Below are 21050 nucleotides of genomic sequence, written 5' to 3'. Positions count from 1 at the left end.
CCCTTTACGCTTTTATCGCTGAACGGACAAACCCCTCTGCATCACGAAGCTTCGTCTCTGCCTCCTCTTTTGCAACATCAAGCAGCAGCATCACGATTGCTGTTTTAACCTGACCATCTGCTTGATCAAAAACCTTCTCTGCTGCATCATAGTTCGCACCAGTTGCTTCCATTATGATGCGTTTTGCACGCTCCTGCAGCTTGTCATTTGTCGGCTTCACATCAACCATCAAATTCTTATATACTTTCCCTACACCAACCATGCTGGCAGTGGAAATCATATTGAGCACCAGCTTTTGCGCTGTTCCGGCTTTCAGTCGTGTCGAGCCGGTCAGTATTTCCGGACCGGTTTCTACCTCAATGCTGATTTTTGCATATTTTGAAATAGCCGCCTCTTTATTGCAAGCGATACTGACCGTTGCAGCGCCTACAGCTGCCGCATAATCCAGCGCCCCGATCACATACGGCGTTCTGCCGCTTGCAGCAATGCCAATCACGGTATCTTTTGCCGATAATCCGATTTCCTCCAGCTCTCTCGCTCCAAGCTCTGGATTATCCTCTGCCCCTTCCTTCGCTTTACGGAAAGCGGACATACCTCCAGCCAGCAGTCCTTGCACCATGTCCTCCGGTGTACTGAAAGTCGGCGGGCATTCTACTGCATCCAAAATACCAAGTCTTCCGCTTGTTCCTGCACCAGTGTAGATGAGTCTTCCGCCAGCCTGGAATGTAGTGATTACTTGTTTCACTGCTGCTTCAATTTCCGGCAGCGCTGCCTCCACCGCGTCAGGCACTGTTCTATCTTCCTTATTCATCAGCTGCAATACTTCCTTCGTCGTAAGCTGATCCAGCTTCATCGTACTTTCGTTACGCTTCTCTGTCGTCAGTTTATCTAGCATTGTTTCCCCTCACTTTTGCTCTGCTTGGAATGCTTGCTGAATTGCCTGCCGTGATTTTTCCAGTGCTTCGATTGTGTGCTCGTAATCTCTTCCTGCCACTGCTGTGTAGATAATATCCATTAAATACATTTGGACAATTCTGGAGCTTGTTGCCGCGCTGCGTATACGGGCTTCTTTTGCCACGGTAAACAGCTGGATATCAGCCAGCTCCTGCAGCCGATTCGGTCCAAGCTTCGTCATCGCAATCGTTGTTGCTCCTGCTTCCCTTGCCTGCTTCAATACAGGCAACAGCTGTTCCGTTTCTCCGGAGTAGCTAATAAGAAAAGCAACATCCCCATACGTCAGATTAGCCGCCGAAGCCAGCTGCTGATGGGCATCACTATAAGCCGTGCACCATTTACCGATCCGGCCAAATTTCTGCTCACCATCTTGTGCAACAAGATAGGAAGCTCCAACTCCATAAAAATCAATCTTCCTTGCTCTGGAAATCATAGACACTGCCTGCTCAATTGCTGCGGATTCATTCACCTGCATCGTCTGGCTGATTGACTGCGTATGTTTCTCCGCAATTGCATCCATCAAATGCGCAACAGTATCATTCGGCTCGATTTCTCCAAACACATCTTTGTTACCGCTTTCATTTTGCAGATCTCCCGCAATCTTCAGCTTCAGTTCCCGGTACCCTGTCACGCCGATTGATTTACACAGACGGATAACGGCAGCCTCACTGGACCCGCTTTTCACTGCCAGTTCCTGCACCGAAAGCTTTACCACCTCAGCTGGATGGTCAAGTATGTAGTTGGCAGCATTCTTTTCAGAGGGCTTGATCGAAGGTAAGCTTTCTCGAAGCAGTGTTAACCCGCCCTTCACTGTCAGATCACCCGCTTTCAATATAAAATTTAAATTCATATTTAGATTATATTACTAAAATAAAATTTCATGAAGTGTTTTGTAAGAATTATTTACATATTTTTTCCTGGAAGTAGTTTGATAAGAAATAAACATGGGTATGGAATGTTGTTTACATTAAATGGATTTTTCGAATTCCTTCATCATGGGCATTTAGTTTCATAAATTTGTTCTAAATCACTGAAAATGAGTAAGTTTTTCCTGTTTATAACAGCATTTACCATTTGTTATTATACCTATAGTAATATTAAAAATTACCGATAGTAGGTGTTTTCATGTCCTTACTGGCATCTTTAATGGCTGGCCGCGCTGATAAGTTAGAGCAGCTTTCACGTCTTCGTTACGTTAAATCCTCTATAGAATCCCTTCAAATTGACATGGTTCAGCATAGCAAAACTATTACTGAACCAGCACTTCCCTCCAATGCATGGAAAGGAAGCACAGCAGATAATTTTGACGAGAAACGTGATAAAGCCTTACGTTCTTATAAGAAAATCTCTCAAAATGAGATGGACGATGCAATTAGGTTAATCGATAACAAAATCAATACGATTCAAACCAGTATTCATACTACTGATTTTAGAATAGAAAAAGAAAAACAGCGTATCGAGAAAGAAAAGTGAAGGGTGATAATCAAATGAGTGAAGAAATAAAAGTCGCCTATGAGGAGGCAAACAAATTAATTAGTAACATTCAAAGCAGTTCTGACAGCCTTGATTCAGATTTCTTACAATTATTTGCTGATAAAAATGAATTGAACGCAGTAAAAAAAGTAAGGGAATCTAATGAAGCATTGATTAAAGTGACGGAAGCATATAAACGGCTACTGACACAAAATAACGGAGCAGCTCTAAAAGCAATTGAATCTTTCCGCACGATGGATGATTCTCTATCTAATTCAATTAAGGGAGTGTCCAAGTGAAACAATTACATAACCACTCTCTGCATACTGACATTAATCAACTGCTGAACCAGTTAGACACAAAATTAGATCAAATGGACCAGCTTAGAAATGCTATAGTTGAACTTGTAAGTAACCAAGATTCCTTCACTGGAGCAACAGGTAATTCCATCAGAACCTATTATCAAAATATACACCTTCCTTTCATCTCTTTTTACCGTGTCTCGCTTGAAAACTATAAGTCCAGCCTTCAGAAACTTAGGGAAACATCTTTAGACTTGGAAGTAGATAAGAACGGTGTAATTATGCAGAAATTCCTAGAAGGAGAATTGACGGATAGTCTGGACAGAACAAAAAGAAAAGCAATCGATCTAGTTGATGAAGCAAATAGCACTTTTAGTTCCATAAGTGATATAGTCCTCATTAATCATTTGAACGCGGACAACTTTACAAGCAGCATGGATGAAGCACAAAAGGCAACTGATGACACAATAGAGGATCTTTTCGACTTCGATTCCAAAAACAGTGAAGGTTTGGAAACTGTCGGAGACGACATTCAGTTGATGGAGCAGTATGTAGCTGAAATGGAGAGCATGGTTAAGGACGGTACGTTGAGTGTGGAGGCTTATACACCGATACAATCTAAATTATCTTTAGCACATTCATCTATAAAGCATTCCTTAGAGTCAAGTTTAAATACTCATAATTCTATGAGTTTAACAATTAAAGATCAACTTGAAGCGACTAGGCTTCTTTATACAACTAATAATTACATAGTAACCGGAGAGAATGGAAAAGCGGCATCAGCTTACGTAGTTTCTCCTAAATCAACAAATGAGTATGAGTATGAATATAATCTGACGGATGGCTGGGAGGACGGTGTGGGAAATACTGAAGTACTAGCAAACATTAATTTAGATGATAAAGATATCAGTTTAAATACATCTGCTTCCATAGTAAATACAGAGTATAAAGATGAAGGTTTAGAAAATCTCAAAGCAAAGGTACTTTATGGCGAGACTAAATTCTATGCACCATATGGATTTGATTCACTAAAAGATAATTTTTTATACGGACAACATATTGGACAAAAAATTGAAGCAGGTGTTGGAAAAATTGAGGTTTCCCATGATAACTCGCCCCTATCAAGTACTATTAACTTTGGCCAAGTTGAAGCAAAAACTAATTACGAAGACTATACAGCAAGTGCAGGTATTAACGCATCAATAGCTAAAATAGAGTTTAAATTGGAACCATTCAACTTTTTCGGATATGATGCCTTGGAAGAATGGTTTGGTATAGAGAAAGATCCATATTTAGGATTTGATGTTTTACTTGGCTCTGCAGGAGTTGGCGGGTCCATAGGACAAGAAACTGGCATATATGCATCTCTAGGTTTGGGGTTTGGTAGTAAATTTGGAATTATGCCTGAAGAAGAGTGAAATTTAAAGGGGACTAAGGACTATGTTTCTAAATAAAAGAGATTTGAAGAAATTAATGCGATATGCATTACTTTTATACAGTATACTAATTGGACTAGGCGGTACGATTAGTATCGTATCTGCCATCCTAATTATTCCCAAAGAAGAATTACCTTATCTTATTGAGCCTTTTGTAGTAATGGGTATCTTTGTATACGGATCTTGTGCAATTGCATTATTTATAAGAGCGAAATTCTTCAATAGGGAGAAAATTAAATAATGAGTAGCAGCATTAAAATTGAATTAATACCAATAGGCAGTGTAGTTAAATTAAAAAAAGTCGAAAAGCCCGTCATGATATATGGTAGACACCAAATACAAACCAAATCCAAAAGAATATTTGATTACATAGCAGTACCATATCCGGAAGGGAACTTGACTGAAGATTTTAATGTCTTCTTTAATAGAGAATCAATAGAGACTGTTCTGCATAGAGGATACGATTCACCAATTGAAATAATGATGAAAGAACAAATAGAAAAAGATTTATCCAACAGCAGAAAGAATGGTATGAAACATGAAGATTAAAAAACTTATATCCTTTTTTTTCCTCACTCTATTCCTAACTGGCTGCAGTGTCGGATTCACTACTTCATCTGGTGATGATGGATCCACCGAACAGCCACCGAATGTAGAAAATGTAAATACTGAAAACCTTATCCCAATAGGATCTGTTGTAAAGTTAAAGGAAGCAGAAAAGCCGGTAATGATTCATGGTTATGAACAGCAGGAGTACGGATCTGAGAAACTCTATGATTACATATCCGTGCCGTATCCAGAAGGACATATCAGACCTGATTACAGCATCTTTTTTAACAGGGAAGATATTGAAGAAGTTTTGCATGTTGGTTATGCAACATCTGAGGATGAAAAACTTCGGGAAGAAGCTGATAGCAGGTTGAAAGAAAAGTAGAATGCTTAAACAGCTAGGAATCAACAAAGTGAGGTGCCTGCATGTTTCCGAATAAAATATGGTTTAGAAGTGCAATGCGTTTTGGTCTGCTTTTTTACAGTATCTTTGCGAGCATAGGAGGAACAATCCCTGTTCTTACTCTTTTCATATTTGATACAACTGCCGAAGAAGTGCCAAAGATGCTTATACTTGCAGCAGTTCTTTTACTACCTCTCTATATAACTTGTATTATCGCATTGTTTATTAGAGCAAAATTCTTCAAAAAAGAAGACGTCACACTATCTGATAAAGGTACCCTAACTCAAGATGAGATGGTTCTGCTTCAGGTTAAATCCTTTGTAAAGAAAGCACTTCGAATAGCTCTATTAATTTATTCGATCATTTTTAGCATTATAGGGACTATTATGTTTGGCATATTTATTTTCTGGCTTATACCAAAAGAAGACCTTCCAATGGCTATAACACCTCTATCTGTTGCTGCAATCTTTTTATACGGAACTTGTATTCTAGCAATGTGGTTCCGCACAAAGCTTCCCAAACAATAAACTACATATCAAAGAGGCTGGGACAAAAAGTGTTAACTAGATAAAAAAACCGAATTTATGCAATTCTTCTTACGAAAATTTGCATAAGTTCGGTTTTTTGATTCGTTGTCTAACCTAGCGTAAGTAGAACACGGAGACTCCTCGAAAATACCAATCAATTTTCTTCGTGCGATGTAAAGCTGTCGAAGCATTCCTTGTCCTACGGGAACAGCGCGTGATGAAGACCACGCAGTGGTGCACTTTCCACGAGGAGGCTGAGGCCGTGCCCGTGGAAAGCGGAGTTTTCTGCCGAAGCGGCACCCATGAATAAAATTCGGTTTAAAGCAATGGGCTTTAGTTATGTTCCAGCGGGTCTTTCCTATGCCAAATACGCTTCCGTAATCGTCGGATCTGCCAGCAGTGTCTGGCCTTTGCCGCTGCGCCAGATGCTGCCGGTTTGGAGGACGTAGCCGCGGTGGGCGACTTTGAGTGCTTGGAAGGCGTTTTGTTCGACGAGCAGGATGGTCATGCCGTCGTCGTTCAGCTCTTTGATGATGTGGAAAATCTGTTCAACGATGATTGGTGCTAGGCCCATCGATGGTTCGTCGAGCATGAGCAGATCAGGATCCATCATCAGCGCCCGGCCGATGGCGAGCATTTGCTGCTCTCCGCCGCTCATCGTACCGCCCAGCTGATAGAGCCGTTCCTTCACGCGCGGGAAGTAGCCGAAAACTCTCTCCATCCTTTGTTCGATCAGCTTTTTATCTTTTACCCCGAATGCGCCAATTTGCAGATTTTCCTTCACCGTCAGCTTCGGGAAGATTCGTCTCCCTTCCGGTACATGTGCCACACCAAGCTTCGTCGTCTGGTGGGCTTTTCGGGAAGTGATATCTTTTCCTTTATATAAGACAGTCCCTTCCTTTACAGGAACAAGTCCGCTGATCGTTTTTAAAGTAGTAGATTTCCCTGCTCCGTTGCTGCCGATCAGCGTAACGATTTCCCCTTCCTCTACTGTTATATCAATTTGCTTCAAGGCTTGGATAGCGCCATAAAAGGCAGTCACTTGTTTCAGCTCCAAATAGCTCATCCTTCTGCCTCCTGTTCCTCGGCTGCTCCTTTACCCAGATACGCTTCGATAACCTTTTTATCATGACGGATTTGAGCAGGCAGTCCATCTGCTATCAGCTCTCCATGGTCCAGTACGTAAATATAATCCGAAATTTCCATGACGAGCTTCATATCATGCTCGATCAAGATGATCGTCATATCCATCTCTTGTTTGATTTTCTGGATAAGACCCGTCAGATCCGCGGTCTCTTTTGGATTCATTCCGGCTGCAGGTTCATCGAGCAGCAGGACAGAAGGCTTCGTCGCAAGTGCCCTGGCAATCTCTAAACGCCGCTGACTGCCATATGACAAACTCGCAGCTTCATCATTATAATGTTCTTCCAAACCGACATATTCTAAAAGCCGATATGCTTCCCGTTCGGCAATTCTCTCCTCCTTATCCACTCCTGGCAAATGAAAGATGGTCCCGAAAATACCTGCTTTCAAATGGGTATGCATACCGACAAGCACATTTTCCAGAACCGTGATCGGGCCGAACAGGCGGATATTCTGGAATGTACGCGAGATACCTTTTTTCGCAACCGTATGCGGTTTTAGGCCACCGATTGATTCTCCGCGCAGTTTGATAGAACCCGATGTTGGTTTGTACACGCCGGTAATCATATTGAAGAAAGTCGTCTTTCCGGCACCATTCGGTCCGATAACTGCTGTGATCTTATTTGCTTCAGCTTGGAGGCTGATTTCCTTATTGGCAGTCAATCCTCCAAACGTTTTTGTCAGCTTCTCAACTTCCAGTATGGCCATGTTCATCCTCCTTTGGTGCGGCAACGGATTGCAGTCGTTTCTTCGTGCCTTTCTCAGACAGGAATTTCCGTTTATCGTATACAACATTCTTTGCCGGTATCAGCCCTTTCGATCGATACAATGCAAACAGAATGAGTAATGCCCCGAAAAAGAAGCGCTGCATTTTCACCGGCGACATAGCCTCCGGCAAGGTGATGATACCCGCTGTGCTCAAGCTGTTGAACCACATGGTCAATTCATTCAGCACCTGTGCGTTCAGGATTGTCACGACAGCTGCACCGAGGATGACGCCTGGCACACTGCCCATTCCTCCGAGCAGAACCATGACAAGGATATTGATGGATTGAAGCATAGTGAAACTGGTCGGATCGATGAATGCTTGCTTGGCAGCAAAAACAACTCCCATCATACCAGAGAATGACGCGCCGATTGCGAAGGCCATCAGCTTCGTCTTTACAAGCGGGATTCCCATCGCTTGAGCTGCGATTTCATTTTCACGGACAGCTTTCCAGGAACGGCCCAGCTTCGAATGCTCCAAACTGCGGACAGCGAAAATGACGAAGAGCAAAATGAACAAGACGACAAAATAAATCTGATTGGAATAAAGCAGCTCGATACCGAAGATTTGAGGTGGTGCGATCGAAGACAAACCTAGTGCACCATTCGTAATATTGACTGGCTGGTCCATGTTGTTGAATACGATCCGGATGATTTCCCCGAACCCGAGTGTAACAATGGCCAGATAATCACCCTTCACCCGCAGCACCGGGATTCCAAGCAGCACACCGAACAGTGCAGCAACGAAACAGCCGATGATGATGAAGATCCAGAAGCTGTTCCCCGATAATGGATACGTACCGAAAGGCATGAAGTTGGACGCCTGCGCTGTGGCGAAAATACCGTATGTATAAGCCCCGACGGCAAAGAAGGCCACAAAACCGAGATCCAGTAAACCCGCCATTCCGACGACGATATTCAATCCAAGTGCCATGCTGACGTAAATGCCGACAAGTGTTGCCACATCCATGTATTCCTGGTAAGCAGGTCCCTGCATCGCAGAAAACGGAAGAATGAAGAACATGATGGCAAGTCCGATTGCCCATTTAGACCAGTTTGGCAGCTTTGTATAATAAAGCAGCAAGAACGATAACAGCAGCAGCAAAAATGCTGCAACCGAACGCTGTGCCAGCATCAAGCTAAGCGAAGTAAGTGCGATATAACCGACTAACAGTCCCAGCTGGAGCCATTTGTTGCCGCGGATTTTTTCCAGGATTTTTTTCATATGTCACCTACACTTTCTCGATTGCGGCTCTGCCGAACAAGCCTTCAGGCCGGAATATCAATACGAGGATAAGGATGGCGAAAGCAAACACGTCTTTGTACTCGGAGCTGAGTACACCTGCAGTAATCGCAGATAGATTTGCTGCTGCGAACATTTCCAGTAATCCAAGCAGCATACCGCCAGCCATGGCACCCCGGATATTCCCGATGCCGCCCAAGACCGCTGCAGTAAAGGCCTTCAAACCGAGGATGAAGCCGATATATGGGTCGATCGTGCCATAATGGATGGCGAACAAGACGCCTGTCGCACCGCCTAGAGCAGAACCAACAAAGAAGGTGACGCTGATCACTTTATTTACATTCACACTCATCAAGGAAGCTGTATCCTGATCCTGCGCTACAGCACGCATGGCCAATCCCCACTTTGTCCGGTTGACGAAAAACTCCAATAGGACCATCATCAGAATCGCAACGATGATAACAACAAGGAAGGAATAGCGAATGTTCAAGCCGCCAAGCGACAAACTGCCTGGGAAAAGCGATGGTGTATTGACAATATAGTTATTCTGCTGTGTCTCAGTAATAAAGCGGACAATATCCTGCAGCAGGAAAGAAACACCGATTGCTGTAATCAAGGTAATCAGCTTCGATGCTTTCCGGAGCGGGCGGTATGCAAGTCGCTCGATTCCCATACCGAGCATGCCAGTGAGCCCTCCTGTAATTACCAATACAAGCAGCAAAACAAATATAGCTGGCATGACCGCAACCCAGCCAAGACCAGTCAAGCCGATCAGGACTGCTGTTCCAATAAATGCTCCTGCCATGAAAATTTCTCCGTGGGCAAAGTTGATCAGCTCCAAAATGCCGTAAACCATCGTATAGCCGAGAGCAATGATCGCGTATATAGCTCCAAGCGTCAGGCCATCGATCAGCACCTGCGGCAGTGTATCCCAAACCTGTGTCATCATTCCAACTCCTTTCTTTTTGTAATGGAAAAGGATATGGTACCGTGACCATATCCTTTTCACCTCTTACTGTGAAATTTCGCCTTGGATTTTGGCTGGATAGCTTGCTTCATCGAATTTGTATATGAATATTTTAGCGAATTCGTTGTCGCCTTTATCGTCAAAGCTGACCTGGGTCATCTCCCCTTCATAATCGTCGACTGCACGTACTGCAGCTGCGACTTTATCTTTCTCAGGAAGCTTGCCTCCGTTCTCCTCTGCTGCATCGAGTATGCCTTCCATCAGTACCTTGGCTGAATCATAGCCATAGATGGAGAAGGATTCGGGTTTGCCTCCATATTCTTCTTCATAGTTTTTGGCAAACTCAGTCGCACTGGAATCGCCTGCTACAGAAGTCAAATACACATTATTGACTGCGTCACCAGCAATCTCGACAAGTGTGGAGGAATCCATTCCGTCACCGCCCATGAAGGCAGCATCGATACCATTGTCGCGTGCCTGCTTGATCAGCAACCCGCCCTCAGAATACAGACCGCCAAAATAGACAAGATCCGGGTCAGCTGCTGACACCTGATTCAGGACGCCATTGAAGTCTTTCTCCCCGACTGTGATTCCTGCTTCGCCGACGATCTCGGCTCCTTCTTCTGCTGCAGCTTCAGCAAAAGCGGTCGCCAAGCCTTGCCCATAAGCTGTTTTATCATTGATGACGAAGATTTTCTTTGCGCCGATTTCCTGGACAGCATATTCCGCACCTGCTGGTCCTTGGAAATCATCGCGTGCTACAATCCGGTTGACCGATTTCAATCCGCGGTCTGTCACATCCGTTGCTGTCGAGGCTGGGGAAACAGAAGGAATATTATAACGCTCATACACTTCACTCGAAGGTATGAATACACCTGAGTTCAAATGGGCTACGACGCCGTACACATCCTGATCGGAACCGATGATTTGTGCGTTGGAAACCCCTTTCTGCGGATCACCCTGATCATCGTATTCCACTAGCTCCAAACTGAAACCAGCTTCCTCGAATGCAGCTTTTTCCTCTTCGACTGCCATGGCTGCTCCATTCTTGATTGCTTCACCTAATGTCGCACTGCCGCCAGACATAGGTGCTTGGAGAGCAATCTTCACCGTTTCACTGCTTCCCCCGCCTGATGCAGAATCCGTATTACCGCATGCTGCCAAAAAACCAAGTGCCAATGTACTCGTCATCGCTAAAGCCATTACTCGCTTCCTCATCTGTCTTCCCCCTTTGCTTCTTTCAGCGTTTGTCAATTATGTACGTCTCGCCTCGAAGTTAGGTCTAATAATATACAGGCCAAAGAAGCAAGTCAAGATAGTTTTTAGAAAATTAATAATATTATGTATATTTGTCAGAAACCCTGACACACCGCGGTTTTTGGCAGATGTTAGCGCATCTGACAAACAAAAAAAGCATCTGCCATCGTGGCAGATGCTCTCGATTTTTATGACCACCACATTGTAGTGGCGGGTTCATTTATCACGACATTTTTCAGGTTATCGACTGCGCGCTGGAATCCTTCTTCGATCGACATGAGCGAGTCTTCGTGCTCAATACTGATAACATAATCGTAGTCATACGTGCGCAGCGCACTGATCATCTTGTTCCATTCCTCTTGGCCGTGTCCAAGCCCGACTGTACGGAAGTTCCATGCCCGCTGCTTGATATTGCTGTATGGCTGCATATCAGTCAAGCCGTACATGTTCACATTATCAGGATCGATGTACGTATCTTTGGCATGGAAATGATGGATGGCGCCGGCTTTTCCGAGTATCTTGATGGCTGCAGTCGGGTCGATGCCCTGCCACCACATATGACTCGGATCAAAGTTAGCCCCGATTGCATCACTTGTCAGCTCACGCAGCTTCAGCATTGTATAGGGCGTGTGGACAAGGAAACCGCCGTGCAGCTCCAACGCGATTTTCACCTGATGCTCCTCCGCAAATGTGCCAAGCTCTTTCCAGTAAGGAACAAGTTTCTGCTCCCACTGCCAGTTCAACACATCTCCATATTCAGTCGGCCATGCTGTAACCGGCCAGTTCGGCTTTGTGGCACTCTCCTCGGAACCTGCCACACCGGAAAAGCAGTTTACAACCGGAACTCCCATTTTGGCAGCAAGCTTAATTGTCTTGCGCAAGGTCCAATCCGACTCTTCCGCAAATGCCTTGTCGGGTGAAATAGGATTGCCGTGGCAGCTGAAAGCCCCGATCGTAACCCCGTATTTCTCAAACGTCGCTTGGTATTGCTTTAATGCATCCTCACTCTCCAGCAGCTCATCGATCGGGCAATGCGCATTGCCCGGATAGCCGCCGGTACCGATTTCGACAGTGTCCAAACCGGCTTGCTTTACGCGCGCAAGCATATCCTCGAGTGAAAGCTCCTGGAACAGAACTGTAAAAACGCCTAATTTCATACTTGTTCCCCTTTCTCTGCAGTCTCGGGTGCAAGTGAGATTATTTTTTTCGTGCCATTGGAATCCAAGGCTGCCAGGATGACAGCTAGCGCAGACCGGCCTTTTTCTGCTGTGATGGGGCATTTGGAATTGTTATCCAGCACACAGCTGGCAAACGCGTCCACGACGCCGGAATTGGATTGTGTTTCAGAATCATTCGTCTGGATCGCGCCAAGCGAATGATTGCTGCGGTCTCCGTTGTGATACTCGACTACCAAGCTGTATTCAGGGCTTTCTTCGAGACGGATGACCCCTTTCTCTCCATAGATGATCGTGGAATTATCCTCTTCCGCCACATACGACCAGCTGGCAGTAAGTGTACCGATGATCCCTGATTTTGTACGCAGTACAGCGACTGCATTATCATCCACATCTGCGTATGGCTTTGCCAATGTATCGACAAAGGCCGCCACTTCCTGGATCGGTTCATCCAGCAGGAACTCAATCAAATGGGATTTGTGCACACCCAAATCACCAAGTGCCCCGATATAGGCTTTGTCTTTATCAAAGAACCAGCTGTTTTTCCCATCTATGCTCCACTGCTCCGGACCTCCGTGGCCGAAGGTAGTCCGGAAGCTGTAGATCTTGCCGAGCTCACCGTTTTGAATCATCTTCCGCGCCTTTTGATGAGACGGGACAAAGCACTGATTATGCGCAATCAGCAAAAGCTTGCCGCTCGCCTTTTGTGCAGCGATCATGTCATCCGCTTCTTCCAGTGTCGTTGCCATCGGCTTTTCACAGAGTACATGCTTTCCTGCTTGCAAAGCAGCGATCGATACAGGTGCGTGCAAATGGTTGGCCGCACAGACGATGACCGCATCGATACGAGGATCCTCGATCAGTTCTTCGTATTCGGTATATGCTGTTGCGTTATATTCTTTGGCAATTTCCTCTGACCGGCTCGGGACCACATCACATACAGCAGTGATTTCCGTGTGCGGGTTTTGTTCCAGCTCCGGCAAATGGCGATTGCGTGCGATACTTCCTAGTCCGACTACTCCTACGCGTAAGGTTTTCATTATCCAGCAGTACCTCCAAGTTTATTATTCTTTGACAGATCCGCTTGTCAGTCCAGCGACGATACGACGCTGGAACAAGAGTACAAGAACAACAATCGGGATCGTCACGATAACGGTTGCGGCAGTGATATCTCCCCACGGAACGGTGTATTGACTTTGATAGAATGAGATACCGACTGGTATCGTGCGCCAGCGATCATCTGTGTTGATCGTCAAGGCAAATAAGTATTCATTCCAGGCAGCGATAAATACAAGAATCGCTGTTGTAAACACGCCTGGTGCTGCCAGCGGGAAAATGATTTTGCGGAACGTCTGGAACGGAGTAGCTCCATCCAGCTTCGCTGATTCTTCCAATGCCAGCGGAATCTTGATGAAAAATGTCGATAGAATCCAGATTGCCAGGGGCAAACTGATTGTAATGTACGGGATTACCAGACCAAGATAGCTGTTGCGCAAGCCTGCATCGGTGACGAAGTTGAAGATAGGTGATAGGACTGCGATTTGCGGAAACATGGATGCAGCAAGCACCAATCCCAGGATCAAACCTTTGAAACGGATCGGCAGCCGTGTGACCGCATAGGCTGTGAATGATGCGACAATGATGGAGATGATCGTGGTGAGCGTTGCCACAACAAAGCTATTCAGCATGTACATAAGCAGCGGCCTTGTTTCCAAAGCTGATGCATAGTTATCCAGTGTCATATTGCTTGAGAACCATTGGAAGGAGGAAAAAATTTCTCCCTGTGGTTTGATAGAGGTCAGGAACACCCAGATAAACGGGAACATGACCAGGAATACAAAGATAATCAAGAAAATGTAGAAGCCGACTCCAGCACGTTTTACCATACTAATCTCCTCCTCCGTCCTATTGTTTTAGCCTTCCGCTGAACAAATCCGAGCCGATCAGCTTGATGAAAATCGTACTGAGCAATGCCACACTCAAGAATACGATCACACTCAAAGCAGAGCCTGCACCGAAATTCTGTTGTTCAAACAGCAGTTTGTAAGCATAGACGCTGATTGATTCCGTCGAGTTGGCAGGACCTCCGCCAGTTAGGACGTAGATAAGGTCGAACACACGGAATGCATCCAATGCACGGAATAAGACTGCAACTAGGATTGCCGAACGGATCATCGGCAAGGTAATGGAGATGAATTGCTGGAATTTATTTGCGCCATCCACATCTGCTGCTTCATACAGGGAGCGTGGAATCGTCTGCAAGCCAGCCAAAAGTAAAAGTGCCATATACGGTGTCGTTTTCCAAATATCCGCAAACATGACGGAGAACATACCGCCTGCTCCAGTGGAAAGCAGTGCACCTGGATCATCGATAAGACCAAACTGCGCCATATAATGGGCCATGATGCCTGACTGACCGTCAAACAGGAATGTCCACATCATTGCTGCTACCGCTGTCGGAATCGCCCATGGTACAAGAACAGCAGCCCGGACGAGCCCGCGTCCGATGAAGACACGATTGATCAGTAAAGCAACGGCCAATCCAACGGCAAGTTCAACACCTACCGTAACGACAGTGAACAATAATGTGTTCAGCATCGCCGTCCATGTCCGTCCATCGCCAAGGTAATTTGTATAATTCTTCACCCCGACAAAGTTCGGCTCCAGGATCGAGCCTTGTGTATTCGACAGCTGGGATTCCAGATCCGTCAACGGCTGGACAGCTTCCTCAGGAGCGTTTTCCCGCAAAGCCTGGACTGCGGCTACCTGATCATCCAACGTGTTTGAAAATCCATCTGCCCATTCTTCCGGAACCTCTGTCAGCCGGAGTTCCTCATCATTTACAGGCTGGAAATTTTCCAGCATAGTGTTGACTTCTTCATAACGCCCTGCAAGTCCTTCATCGGTATTCAATAATGTTTCATGCTGTTCATCCAGAGCTGTTGTAATATCATCCAGAGTCGCGCCCGCATCCGGCATCGCGTCTCTGACATCATCCATCGTGTCATAAACCAGATAGCGGTTATCGGCATATGTCTCGAGATTTATACTTAGAGATGAAATCCGTTCTGCTTTGGCCGGGTCATTCAAGCGGTAATCAAACAAGCTGTTCCAGGCTGACAACATAATCGGCCAAATGATGATGACGGCAATAAGAATGATAGACGGTGCGACCATCGCGTAACCAAGCTGCCGCTCACTCAGCTGAAACCGTCTTTTTTTCGGTTGCTTCATACACTCAGCTCCTTTAATTGGTTACGGATTCCAACGCAGCTTGCATTTTTGTCTCCATACGTGCCACCGCCTCTTCAGCAGTTATATCTCCTGCCAACGCGCGGGAAAGCTCGATTTGCATGATATCGGAGATTTCCGGATAAATTGGCGTGATCGGACGTGGTATCGCATTTTGCAAGGAATCATAGAAATCCTCGCTCGCAAGCACGGCACTGACATCCGTGATCTCTTTATCATCATATAAAGCTTCCAATGTCGGAGCCTTTCCGCCTTCGAGGGCACTGATCTTCTGCCCTTCTTCTCCGCTCATCCATTTCACGAACGTCCAGGATGCTTCCACTTCATCGGAGTAGCGGTTGATCATCCGCATCCATCCTCCCAGCGAGGATGCTGCTCCTTCACTTCCCGCAGGAAGCGTGGCGATGCCGACATTACCTGCTACTTTTGATATCTCTGGATCGTTGGCTGTATCATTCAAATATGGCCAGTTCCTTGCATATACAGCATTTCCTTCGTTGAAGGAAGACTCTGTGTCGATTTCCATGAAGTTAAGTATATTGTTTGGTACAAAATCGCTATTCGTTATGTCGATCATCTTCTGTAAGCCTTCTATTGCTTCCGGACTGTTAATGACAACGTTTCCATTAGCATCCAGCACTTGACCGCCGTAGGAATAAATATACTCTATGGCATTGGTCACGATTCCCTCATACTGAGCCGCCTGCATGAGATAACCAAATTTGGTGCCTTCCTTGCCCATATTCTCTTGAGCCAGCTGCTCCAGCTCATCCCATGTTTCAGGCACTTGATCGGTTATATCCTTCCGATAATAAAGCAATCCTGCATCGGCATAGCCAGGCATGGCATACTGCCTTCCGTTATAACGGCCAGCTTCTACCGTAGCCGGGAAATAAGCATCCATATCCACCTGATCCCGCTCGATCAGCCGGTCCAGCGGCAGCACGTAGTTTGCCTGACCGAACTCTGCTGACCAGACAATGTCTGCATCAAATACATCAATCTCCGGGCTTCTGCCGCTGAACATGGTCACATACTGGTTATGTGATTCCCCAGTATCAGATGGCATTTCCCGAACCACCACATCGATGTCCGGGTGCTCCTTTTCAAATGCTTCGACTAATACATCCGTAGCACCAGTCGTATCCGTCCCCCTCGCGTATGTAATCTGGACTTTGTCATCACTCGCACCATCTCCGCTCGTCACAGCCGAGCAGCCTGCCAGCCCAATACCGGCTAGTAAGGCAACCATCAGAAAGCTTCGCTTCATCACAGCTCCTCCTCGCATTTTGGTAAACGCTTTCTTTAGTGCGGTTATCTCATTCCCTCCTTTTTGTAAGATTAAGCCTATCCCCCTAATTTTTGTCTTTTCTGCAGAAGTTATAAAAAGTTTATCATAATATTGCAAACGCTTTCAACGATATTGTATATACAAGTTTCGCCAAAGAAAAAACACGCCTGTCTCAGGCGTGTTCCGTTTCGCTTACTTATATCGTATGCAATAGCATATCAAGCAAATCATAATTTGCTTGTTTATCAGTTTTCTCATCGAGCATCGTACGCAAATCCTTCTCGATCAGCTGATTGGCTTTGATTCCGATTGCATAGCCAGATTGCCCTTCCATCAGCATATTCACTGCTTTGACACCCATTTTGTTTGCAAGAATCCGGTCAAATGCAGACGGTTCACCGCCGCGCTGAATGAATCCAAGGACCGTTGTACGTACTTCGATATTCATCTGTTCTTCAATGAATTTCTGGAGTTCATCCAAATCATACATCCGTTCCGTGACAACAATGATATTATCATTCCGGCCCTTGGAAATTTTGTCTTGGAGCTTCTCACAAATCTGTTCGAAGCTAAGTTTATATTCAGGTGTGGAAATGATATCTCCTTCTCCTGCAACAGCTGTGAACAATGCCAGATCACCGCAATGTCTGCCCATTACTTCGACGATGGTCGTCTTGTTATGCGATAGACCAGTATCCTTGATTCGGCCGATGGAGCTGAGCACTGTATTCAATGTTGTATCGAAACCGATAGAGTAGTCAGTGTAATCCAGATCATTGTCGATCGTTCCCGGAATGCCGATGACTCGGATGCCCAATTCATGCAGCTTTTGTGCACCTTGAAGTGAACCTTCCCCACCGATGACGATAACATCGGCAATACCATAGTTGCGAAGCACTTCCACTGCCTGCTTTCTGCCAGACTCATCCATGAAAGCAAGCGAGCGTGACGTTTTCAGGATCGTTCCGCCTTTATTGGCGATCGTCTCTACATCAGGTGTACGGATGATGGATAATTTATCCTCGATCAGACCCTGATAACCGCCTTCCACACCATACACTTCGATATCATGATAATTTGCCGCCTTTACGATTGCCCGGATGGCAGCATTCATGCCCGGTGAATCTCCACCGCTTGTGATAACAGCTACTTTATGTAACATCGGTTCACCTCTCCACCATATATGTCTTACCTTCATTATACAACAAATTTGGCAGGAAACAGAACAAAGACAGGCTTAACGCCTGCCCAAGTCACACAGAAATGACCAGTTTCCCGATCATGCTGCCATCTTCCAATCGTTTATGCGCTTTCTGCACATTCTCGACGGTAAGGCCTTCCAGCTCCTCCGCTTTCGTCGTGCGAATGCGTTCATCCTCGACCAGCTCTGCCACTTTGGACAATATTTCCCCTTGTTTATATTTGCTTGGTGTCTGATGGAGCGTGCGTGTGAACATATACTCCCAGACAAGTGTCAGGCTCTTGGACGTCAGATCCGTCAGCTTGATATCCTCAACCGGGCCTGTGATGGCACAGATGATACCTTCTGGTTTCACGACTTCGATAATATCATCCCATGCCTTGTCCAGCTGATGCATACAAAAAACATAGTCGACACTATCTATCCCCAACTTTTCCAGCTGCGGATGGAAGCGTTCATGATGATTGATCACCCGTTCGGTACCATGCTGCTTGGCCCATGTAATCGTCTCTTCCCGTGAAGCCGTTCCGACTACATTCAGTCCATATAATTGTGCGAACTGTGAAGCAATCGAACCAACACCGCCGGCTGCATTGACCAGCAAAATCGTTTTGTCTTTATTCGCTTCCGCATCCAGCGGGATATGCATCTTCTCAAACATAGCTTCCCACGCAGTCAATGCTGTCAAGGGCAAGGCCGCTGCTTCTGCAAAGCTTAGATTTGCAGGTTTTTTGGCAATGACTTTATGGTCGACAAGCTGGTACTCACTATTGGATCCTTGACGGGTAACAGATCCAGCATAATAGACTTCATCTCCAGGCTGGAATCCCTCTACATCCTCTCCGACTTCCTCAATGATTCCTGCTGCATCGAAGCCAAGAATGCGGAATGTACCATCGTCCTCTTTCAGCTTGCGCTGTTTTGTATCAACTGGATTGACGCTGACAGCTTTCACTTGGACAAGCACATCCCCACCTGCTGCAGTTGGCTTATCCACCTGTTCTTCTGTAAAGCTGTCTGCCTGATCCACGGATGTATGTTTGTATATCCCGATTGCACGCATCTATTTCTCCTCCTCTATTTTGTATCTGTTTTATGTAAAAGCCGTCGTTTTGGGACGGCTTAATACTCACTTCTTCGCTAGGCGCAGTATCGGCTCCAAGGCTTCTGACTTTCCATAGTGCGGGACGACAGCTGATGGTGCTGCTGCCCACTCGCAAGCATTTCGGATAACAGTCTGCACATTTTTATCATGGTAAGTCGGGTACGTTTCATGACCGGGCCGGAAATAGAAGATTTTCCCTTTTCCTCGATTATACGTGCAGCCGCTGCGGAAAACTTCGCCGCCTTCAAACCAGCTGATGAACAGCGTATGGTCTGGTTCTGGTATATCGAAATGCTCTCCGTACATTTCTTCTTCCGGAAGCTCGAAATACTCCCCAAGTCCTCTCGTGATCGGGTGACTTGGCTGAACCACCCAAATGCGTTCCTTCTCGCCATCCTGTCTCCATTTCAGGTCACATGTTGTACCCATCAGGTTACGGAATATTTTGGAGAAGTGGCCTGAATGAAGGACAATCAGTCCCATACCTGCCAGAACACGCTGCTTCACTCGCTCGATAGCATCGTCATTTACTTCATCATGCGCCTTATGAGCCCACCAGATAAGGACATCCGTTTGTTCCAGCGTCGCTTGGTCCAATCCTTGCTCCGAATCATCAAGTGTCCTGGTTTGTACTGCAAAGCCTGCTTCCTCCAGGAATTCGGCTATTGCTCCATGAATGCCTCGGGGATAGATGCTTCTCACCTGGTCGTTTTCCTTCTCATGACGGTATTCGTTCCAAATGGTAACGCGCATAAGATGCTCCTTCTTGTTTTTTTATCCTATTCCCCTTGTTAAGTAGCTACCCGGTTCCCTACTAGATTATGCAGTGAATTTTATTTTACTAATTACATTAGCCCTTTTCCTTCCATCTCCTGCCCAGAGAAAAAGATCCTGCAAAAAAACTGCAGGATCTCATCCGAGAAGCAGGGCGCCATACACCAAAGCGCCAAGGATCACAAAGGCTGGATGCACCTTCCATCTTTCCATGAGCAAATAGCTTAACACAACCAAAATGATTGTATGTATCCAGCCAGCACTTTCATAGGATGTGCGGAAAAAGCTGATTGCCATCCCTGCCAGCAGCACAGCGATTGTCGGCCGGATATATGCTGTCATTCGCTTAACCCGGGGAGAATCCTTGAACTTCGCTAAAATACTTAATAATCCAATCATTAAGATGAGCGAAGGTGCTACTGTAGCGAATAAACCGATTGCCGCACCCAGGAACCCGGCTTGCTGGAAGCCGATCACCCCTGCCAGCTTAGTGGCAATCGGGCCGGGAAGTGCATTGGCCAGTGCCAGCATCTGGCTGTAATCAGCTGTTGTCATCCAGCCATATCTGTCCACCACTTCATTTTCGATGAGCGGAATGGTAGCCGGACCACCACCATATCCGACAATTCCAGGTATGAAGAAGGCCAGGAATATCTGCCAGTAAATCATGCTCCCTCCTCCTCCTTCCGTTTCTCCGGTTTGACAAGTGCAAACAGGAGAAGCGCCAGGATAAGGAATGCTGGATGGATATGAAGCAATTCAATCAGCACGACAGATGCAGCTAACAAAGCAACGATCTGCCAGCTCTTCAACCCATTACGGGATTTTTTAAGAAAGTCCAATGTCATCACTGCAAGCATGACCCCTACTACTGGGATGACAGCTGTTGTCATTCCGCTGAGCCAAGGCTGATCGCTCAAGGCATCAACAAAATAAAACAGCACGATGAGCAGCACGACTGTCGGAATGACAGTCGCAATCAATGCGCTCACCATCCCGATCCAGCCGCCGACTCGATAGCCGATGTAGCCTGCCAGCTTCGTTGCAATCGGTCCGGGCAAGCTGTTGCCAAGTGCCAGTGTGTTCCCGAACTCTTCGTCATCCATCCACTTATACTGTTTGACGACTTCCTTTTCCACCAGCGGGATCGATGAAGGACCTCCGCCGTATCCAAGGATGCCGACACGGAAAAATGCCATAAATAATTGCCAGTAAATCATGTTGTCCAACCTT

Annotated in this window: 24 protein-coding genes; 7 read left to right on the top strand and 17 right to left on the bottom strand. The window is 46.0% G+C overall.

Annotation, left to right across the window (positions count from 1 at the left end):
- Window positions 1-4: 4 nt before the first annotated feature.
- Both murQ and SFC25_RS11625 read right to left on the bottom strand, forming a co-directional pair.
- Entirely contained in the window at window positions 5-895 is an 891-nt protein-coding gene (gene murQ, locus SFC25_RS11630; protein WP_411215437.1) for an N-acetylmuramic acid 6-phosphate etherase, read from the bottom strand.
- 9 nt (window positions 896-904) lie between these two features.
- On the bottom strand, window positions 905-1765 hold the full coding sequence (locus SFC25_RS11625; protein WP_411215436.1) for a MurR/RpiR family transcriptional regulator: 861 nt from the start codon (window positions 1763-1765) through the stop codon (window positions 905-907).
- A gap of 314 nt (window positions 1766-2079) precedes the next feature.
- On the opposite strand from SFC25_RS11625, the gene SFC25_RS11620 reads away from it, so the two are divergent.
- From SFC25_RS11620 to SFC25_RS11590, 7 genes are read left to right on the top strand one after another with little or no spacing between them, the layout of a single operon-like run.
- Window positions 2080-2427: a YwqH-like family protein gene (locus SFC25_RS11620; protein WP_411215435.1), complete on the top strand. Its 348-nt coding sequence runs from the start codon at window positions 2080-2082 to the stop codon at window positions 2425-2427.
- 14 nt (window positions 2428-2441) lie between these two features.
- Window positions 2442-2726, top strand: coding sequence for a DUF5344 family protein (locus SFC25_RS11615; RefSeq protein ID WP_411215434.1), 285 nt, complete (start codon window positions 2442-2444; stop codon window positions 2724-2726).
- Window positions 2723-4147, top strand: a complete 1425-nt coding sequence (locus SFC25_RS11610; protein WP_411215433.1) for a T7SS effector LXG polymorphic toxin — start codon at window positions 2723-2725, stop codon at window positions 4145-4147. The genes SFC25_RS11615 and SFC25_RS11610 overlap by 4 nt, the downstream gene beginning before the upstream one ends.
- 22 nt (window positions 4148-4169) lie before the next feature.
- Window positions 4170-4406: a hypothetical protein gene (locus SFC25_RS11605; RefSeq protein WP_411215432.1), complete on the top strand. Its 237-nt coding sequence runs from the start codon at window positions 4170-4172 to the stop codon at window positions 4404-4406.
- Window positions 4406-4714: a DUF4176 domain-containing protein gene (locus tag SFC25_RS11600; protein ID WP_411215431.1), complete on the top strand. Its 309-nt coding sequence runs from the start codon at window positions 4406-4408 to the stop codon at window positions 4712-4714. The genes SFC25_RS11605 and SFC25_RS11600 overlap by 1 nt, the downstream gene beginning before the upstream one ends.
- On the top strand, window positions 4704-5099 hold the full coding sequence (locus SFC25_RS11595; RefSeq protein ID WP_411215430.1) for a DUF4176 domain-containing protein: 396 nt from the start codon (window positions 4704-4706) through the stop codon (window positions 5097-5099). The genes SFC25_RS11600 and SFC25_RS11595 overlap by 11 nt, the downstream gene beginning before the upstream one ends.
- A 41-nt stretch (window positions 5100-5140) precedes the next feature.
- A complete protein-coding gene (locus SFC25_RS11590; RefSeq protein ID WP_411215429.1) occupies window positions 5141-5644 on the top strand; it encodes a hypothetical protein in 504 nt (167 codons plus the stop codon).
- Window positions 5645-6002: 358 nt separating this feature from the next.
- Here the strand turns inward: SFC25_RS11590 and SFC25_RS11585 are convergent, their stop codons facing one another.
- From SFC25_RS11585 to SFC25_RS11515, 15 genes are all read right to left on the bottom strand, one after another.
- Complete coding sequence (locus tag SFC25_RS11585) at window positions 6003-6710, bottom strand: ABC transporter ATP-binding protein (protein ID WP_411215428.1); 708 nt, start codon at window positions 6708-6710, stop codon at window positions 6003-6005.
- On the bottom strand, window positions 6707-7495 hold the full coding sequence (locus SFC25_RS11580; protein WP_411215427.1) for an ABC transporter ATP-binding protein: 789 nt from the start codon (window positions 7493-7495) through the stop codon (window positions 6707-6709). The genes SFC25_RS11585 and SFC25_RS11580 overlap by 4 nt, the downstream gene beginning before the upstream one ends.
- Window positions 7476-8777 carry a branched-chain amino acid ABC transporter permease gene (locus SFC25_RS11575; protein WP_411215426.1) on the bottom strand — a complete coding sequence of 434 codons (1302 nt, stop codon included), beginning with the start codon at window positions 8775-8777 and terminating at the stop codon, window positions 7476-7478. The genes SFC25_RS11580 and SFC25_RS11575 overlap by 20 nt, the downstream gene beginning before the upstream one ends.
- 7 nt (window positions 8778-8784) lie before the next feature.
- The gene (locus SFC25_RS11570; protein WP_411215425.1) at window positions 8785-9744 is read right to left on the bottom strand and encodes a branched-chain amino acid ABC transporter permease; all 960 of its coding nucleotides are present in this window, start codon (window positions 9742-9744) and stop codon (window positions 8785-8787) included.
- A 63-nt stretch (window positions 9745-9807) separates the two neighbouring features.
- A complete protein-coding gene (locus SFC25_RS11565) occupies window positions 9808-10980 on the bottom strand; it encodes a branched-chain amino acid ABC transporter substrate-binding protein (protein WP_411215424.1) in 1173 nt (390 codons plus the stop codon).
- A 227-nt stretch (window positions 10981-11207) separates the two neighbouring features.
- Window positions 11208-12176: a sugar phosphate isomerase/epimerase family protein gene (locus SFC25_RS11560; protein ID WP_411215423.1), complete on the bottom strand. Its 969-nt coding sequence runs from the start codon at window positions 12174-12176 to the stop codon at window positions 11208-11210.
- On the bottom strand, window positions 12173-13234 hold the full coding sequence (locus SFC25_RS11555; protein WP_411215422.1) for a Gfo/Idh/MocA family protein: 1062 nt from the start codon (window positions 13232-13234) through the stop codon (window positions 12173-12175). The genes SFC25_RS11560 and SFC25_RS11555 overlap by 4 nt, the downstream gene beginning before the upstream one ends.
- A 24-nt stretch (window positions 13235-13258) precedes the next feature.
- A complete protein-coding gene (locus SFC25_RS11550) occupies window positions 13259-14080 on the bottom strand; it encodes a carbohydrate ABC transporter permease (RefSeq protein ID WP_095224178.1) in 822 nt (273 codons plus the stop codon).
- Between the two features lie 19 nt (window positions 14081-14099).
- Window positions 14100-15428: a carbohydrate ABC transporter permease gene (locus SFC25_RS11545; protein WP_411215421.1), complete on the bottom strand. Its 1329-nt coding sequence runs from the start codon at window positions 15426-15428 to the stop codon at window positions 14100-14102.
- A gap of 13 nt (window positions 15429-15441) precedes the next feature.
- On the bottom strand, window positions 15442-16716 hold the full coding sequence (locus SFC25_RS11540) for an ABC transporter substrate-binding protein (RefSeq protein ID WP_411215420.1): 1275 nt from the start codon (window positions 16714-16716) through the stop codon (window positions 15442-15444).
- 217 nt (window positions 16717-16933) lie between these two features.
- Window positions 16934-17899, bottom strand: a complete 966-nt coding sequence (gene pfkA, locus SFC25_RS11535; protein WP_095224181.1) for a 6-phosphofructokinase — start codon at window positions 17897-17899, stop codon at window positions 16934-16936.
- Window positions 17900-17990: 91 nt separating this feature from the next.
- Window positions 17991-19001: a zinc-binding alcohol dehydrogenase family protein gene (locus SFC25_RS11530; protein WP_411215419.1), complete on the bottom strand. Its 1011-nt coding sequence runs from the start codon at window positions 18999-19001 to the stop codon at window positions 17991-17993.
- A 66-nt stretch (window positions 19002-19067) separates the two neighbouring features.
- Window positions 19068-19796, bottom strand: coding sequence for a ThuA domain-containing protein (locus SFC25_RS11525; protein ID WP_374074937.1), 729 nt, complete (start codon window positions 19794-19796; stop codon window positions 19068-19070).
- Window positions 19797-19955: 159 nt separating this feature from the next.
- A complete protein-coding gene (locus SFC25_RS11520; RefSeq protein WP_411215418.1) occupies window positions 19956-20486 on the bottom strand; it encodes a chromate transporter in 531 nt (176 codons plus the stop codon).
- On the bottom strand, window positions 20483-21037 hold the full coding sequence (locus tag SFC25_RS11515; protein ID WP_411215417.1) for a chromate transporter: 555 nt from the start codon (window positions 21035-21037) through the stop codon (window positions 20483-20485). The genes SFC25_RS11520 and SFC25_RS11515 overlap by 4 nt, the downstream gene beginning before the upstream one ends.
- Between the last annotated feature and the right edge of the window lie 13 nt (window positions 21038-21050).

This window comes from Terribacillus saccharophilus (assembly GCF_046592595.1).
GTDB classification, from domain to species: domain Bacteria; phylum Bacillota; class Bacilli; order Bacillales; family Amphibacillaceae; genus Terribacillus; species Terribacillus saccharophilus_C.
The sequence above is the reverse complement of the archived record's forward strand: the minus strand, read 5'-3'. Positions and strand labels throughout refer to the sequence as shown.

What these genes read in the sequence shown, in the direction of transcription:
- murQ (WP_411215437.1), bottom strand. Translation starts at nt 895, where the DNA reads ATGCTAGATAAACTGACGACAGAGAAGCGTAACGAAAGTACGATGAAG.
- SFC25_RS11620 (WP_411215435.1), top strand. Translation starts at nt 2,080, where the DNA reads ATGTCCTTACTGGCATCTTTAATGGCTGGCCGCGCTGATAAGTTAGAG.
- SFC25_RS11615 (WP_411215434.1), top strand. Translation starts at nt 2,442, where the DNA reads ATGAGTGAAGAAATAAAAGTCGCCTATGAGGAGGCAAACAAATTAATT.
- SFC25_RS11605 (WP_411215432.1), top strand. Translation starts at nt 4,170, where the DNA reads ATGTTTCTAAATAAAAGAGATTTGAAGAAATTAATGCGATATGCATTA.
- SFC25_RS11600 (WP_411215431.1), top strand. Translation starts at nt 4,406, where the DNA reads ATGAGTAGCAGCATTAAAATTGAATTAATACCAATAGGCAGTGTAGTT.
- SFC25_RS11595 (WP_411215430.1), top strand. Translation starts at nt 4,704, where the DNA reads ATGAAGATTAAAAAACTTATATCCTTTTTTTTCCTCACTCTATTCCTA.
- SFC25_RS11590 (WP_411215429.1), top strand. Translation starts at nt 5,141, where the DNA reads ATGTTTCCGAATAAAATATGGTTTAGAAGTGCAATGCGTTTTGGTCTG.
- SFC25_RS11585 (WP_411215428.1), bottom strand. Translation starts at nt 6,710, where the DNA reads ATGAGCTATTTGGAGCTGAAACAAGTGACTGCCTTTTATGGCGCTATC.
- SFC25_RS11580 (WP_411215427.1), bottom strand. Translation starts at nt 7,495, where the DNA reads ATGGCCATACTGGAAGTTGAGAAGCTGACAAAAACGTTTGGAGGATTG.
- SFC25_RS11575 (WP_411215426.1), bottom strand. Translation starts at nt 8,777, where the DNA reads ATGAAAAAAATCCTGGAAAAAATCCGCGGCAACAAATGGCTCCAGCTG.
- SFC25_RS11570 (WP_411215425.1), bottom strand. Translation starts at nt 9,744, where the DNA reads ATGATGACACAGGTTTGGGATACACTGCCGCAGGTGCTGATCGATGGC.
- SFC25_RS11565 (WP_411215424.1), bottom strand. Translation starts at nt 10,980, where the DNA reads ATGAGGAAGCGAGTAATGGCTTTAGCGATGACGAGTACATTGGCACTT.
- SFC25_RS11560 (WP_411215423.1), bottom strand. Translation starts at nt 12,176, where the DNA reads ATGAAATTAGGCGTTTTTACAGTTCTGTTCCAGGAGCTTTCACTCGAG.
- SFC25_RS11555 (WP_411215422.1), bottom strand. Translation starts at nt 13,234, where the DNA reads ATGAAAACCTTACGCGTAGGAGTAGTCGGACTAGGAAGTATCGCACGC.
- SFC25_RS11550 (WP_095224178.1), bottom strand. Translation starts at nt 14,080, where the DNA reads ATGGTAAAACGTGCTGGAGTCGGCTTCTACATTTTCTTGATTATCTTT.
- SFC25_RS11545 (WP_411215421.1), bottom strand. Translation starts at nt 15,428, where the DNA reads ATGAAGCAACCGAAAAAAAGACGGTTTCAGCTGAGTGAGCGGCAGCTT.
- SFC25_RS11540 (WP_411215420.1), bottom strand. Translation starts at nt 16,716, where the DNA reads ATGAAGCGAAGCTTTCTGATGGTTGCCTTACTAGCCGGTATTGGGCTG.
- pfkA (WP_095224181.1), bottom strand. Translation starts at nt 17,899, where the DNA reads ATGTTACATAAAGTAGCTGTTATCACAAGCGGTGGAGATTCACCGGGC.
- SFC25_RS11530 (WP_411215419.1), bottom strand. Translation starts at nt 19,001, where the DNA reads ATGCGTGCAATCGGGATATACAAACATACATCCGTGGATCAGGCAGAC.
- SFC25_RS11525 (WP_374074937.1), bottom strand. Translation starts at nt 19,796, where the DNA reads ATGCGCGTTACCATTTGGAACGAATACCGTCATGAGAAGGAAAACGAC.
- SFC25_RS11520 (WP_411215418.1), bottom strand. Translation starts at nt 20,486, where the DNA reads ATGATTTACTGGCAGATATTCCTGGCCTTCTTCATACCTGGAATTGTC.
- SFC25_RS11515 (WP_411215417.1), bottom strand. Translation starts at nt 21,037, where the DNA reads ATGATTTACTGGCAATTATTTATGGCATTTTTCCGTGTCGGCATCCTT.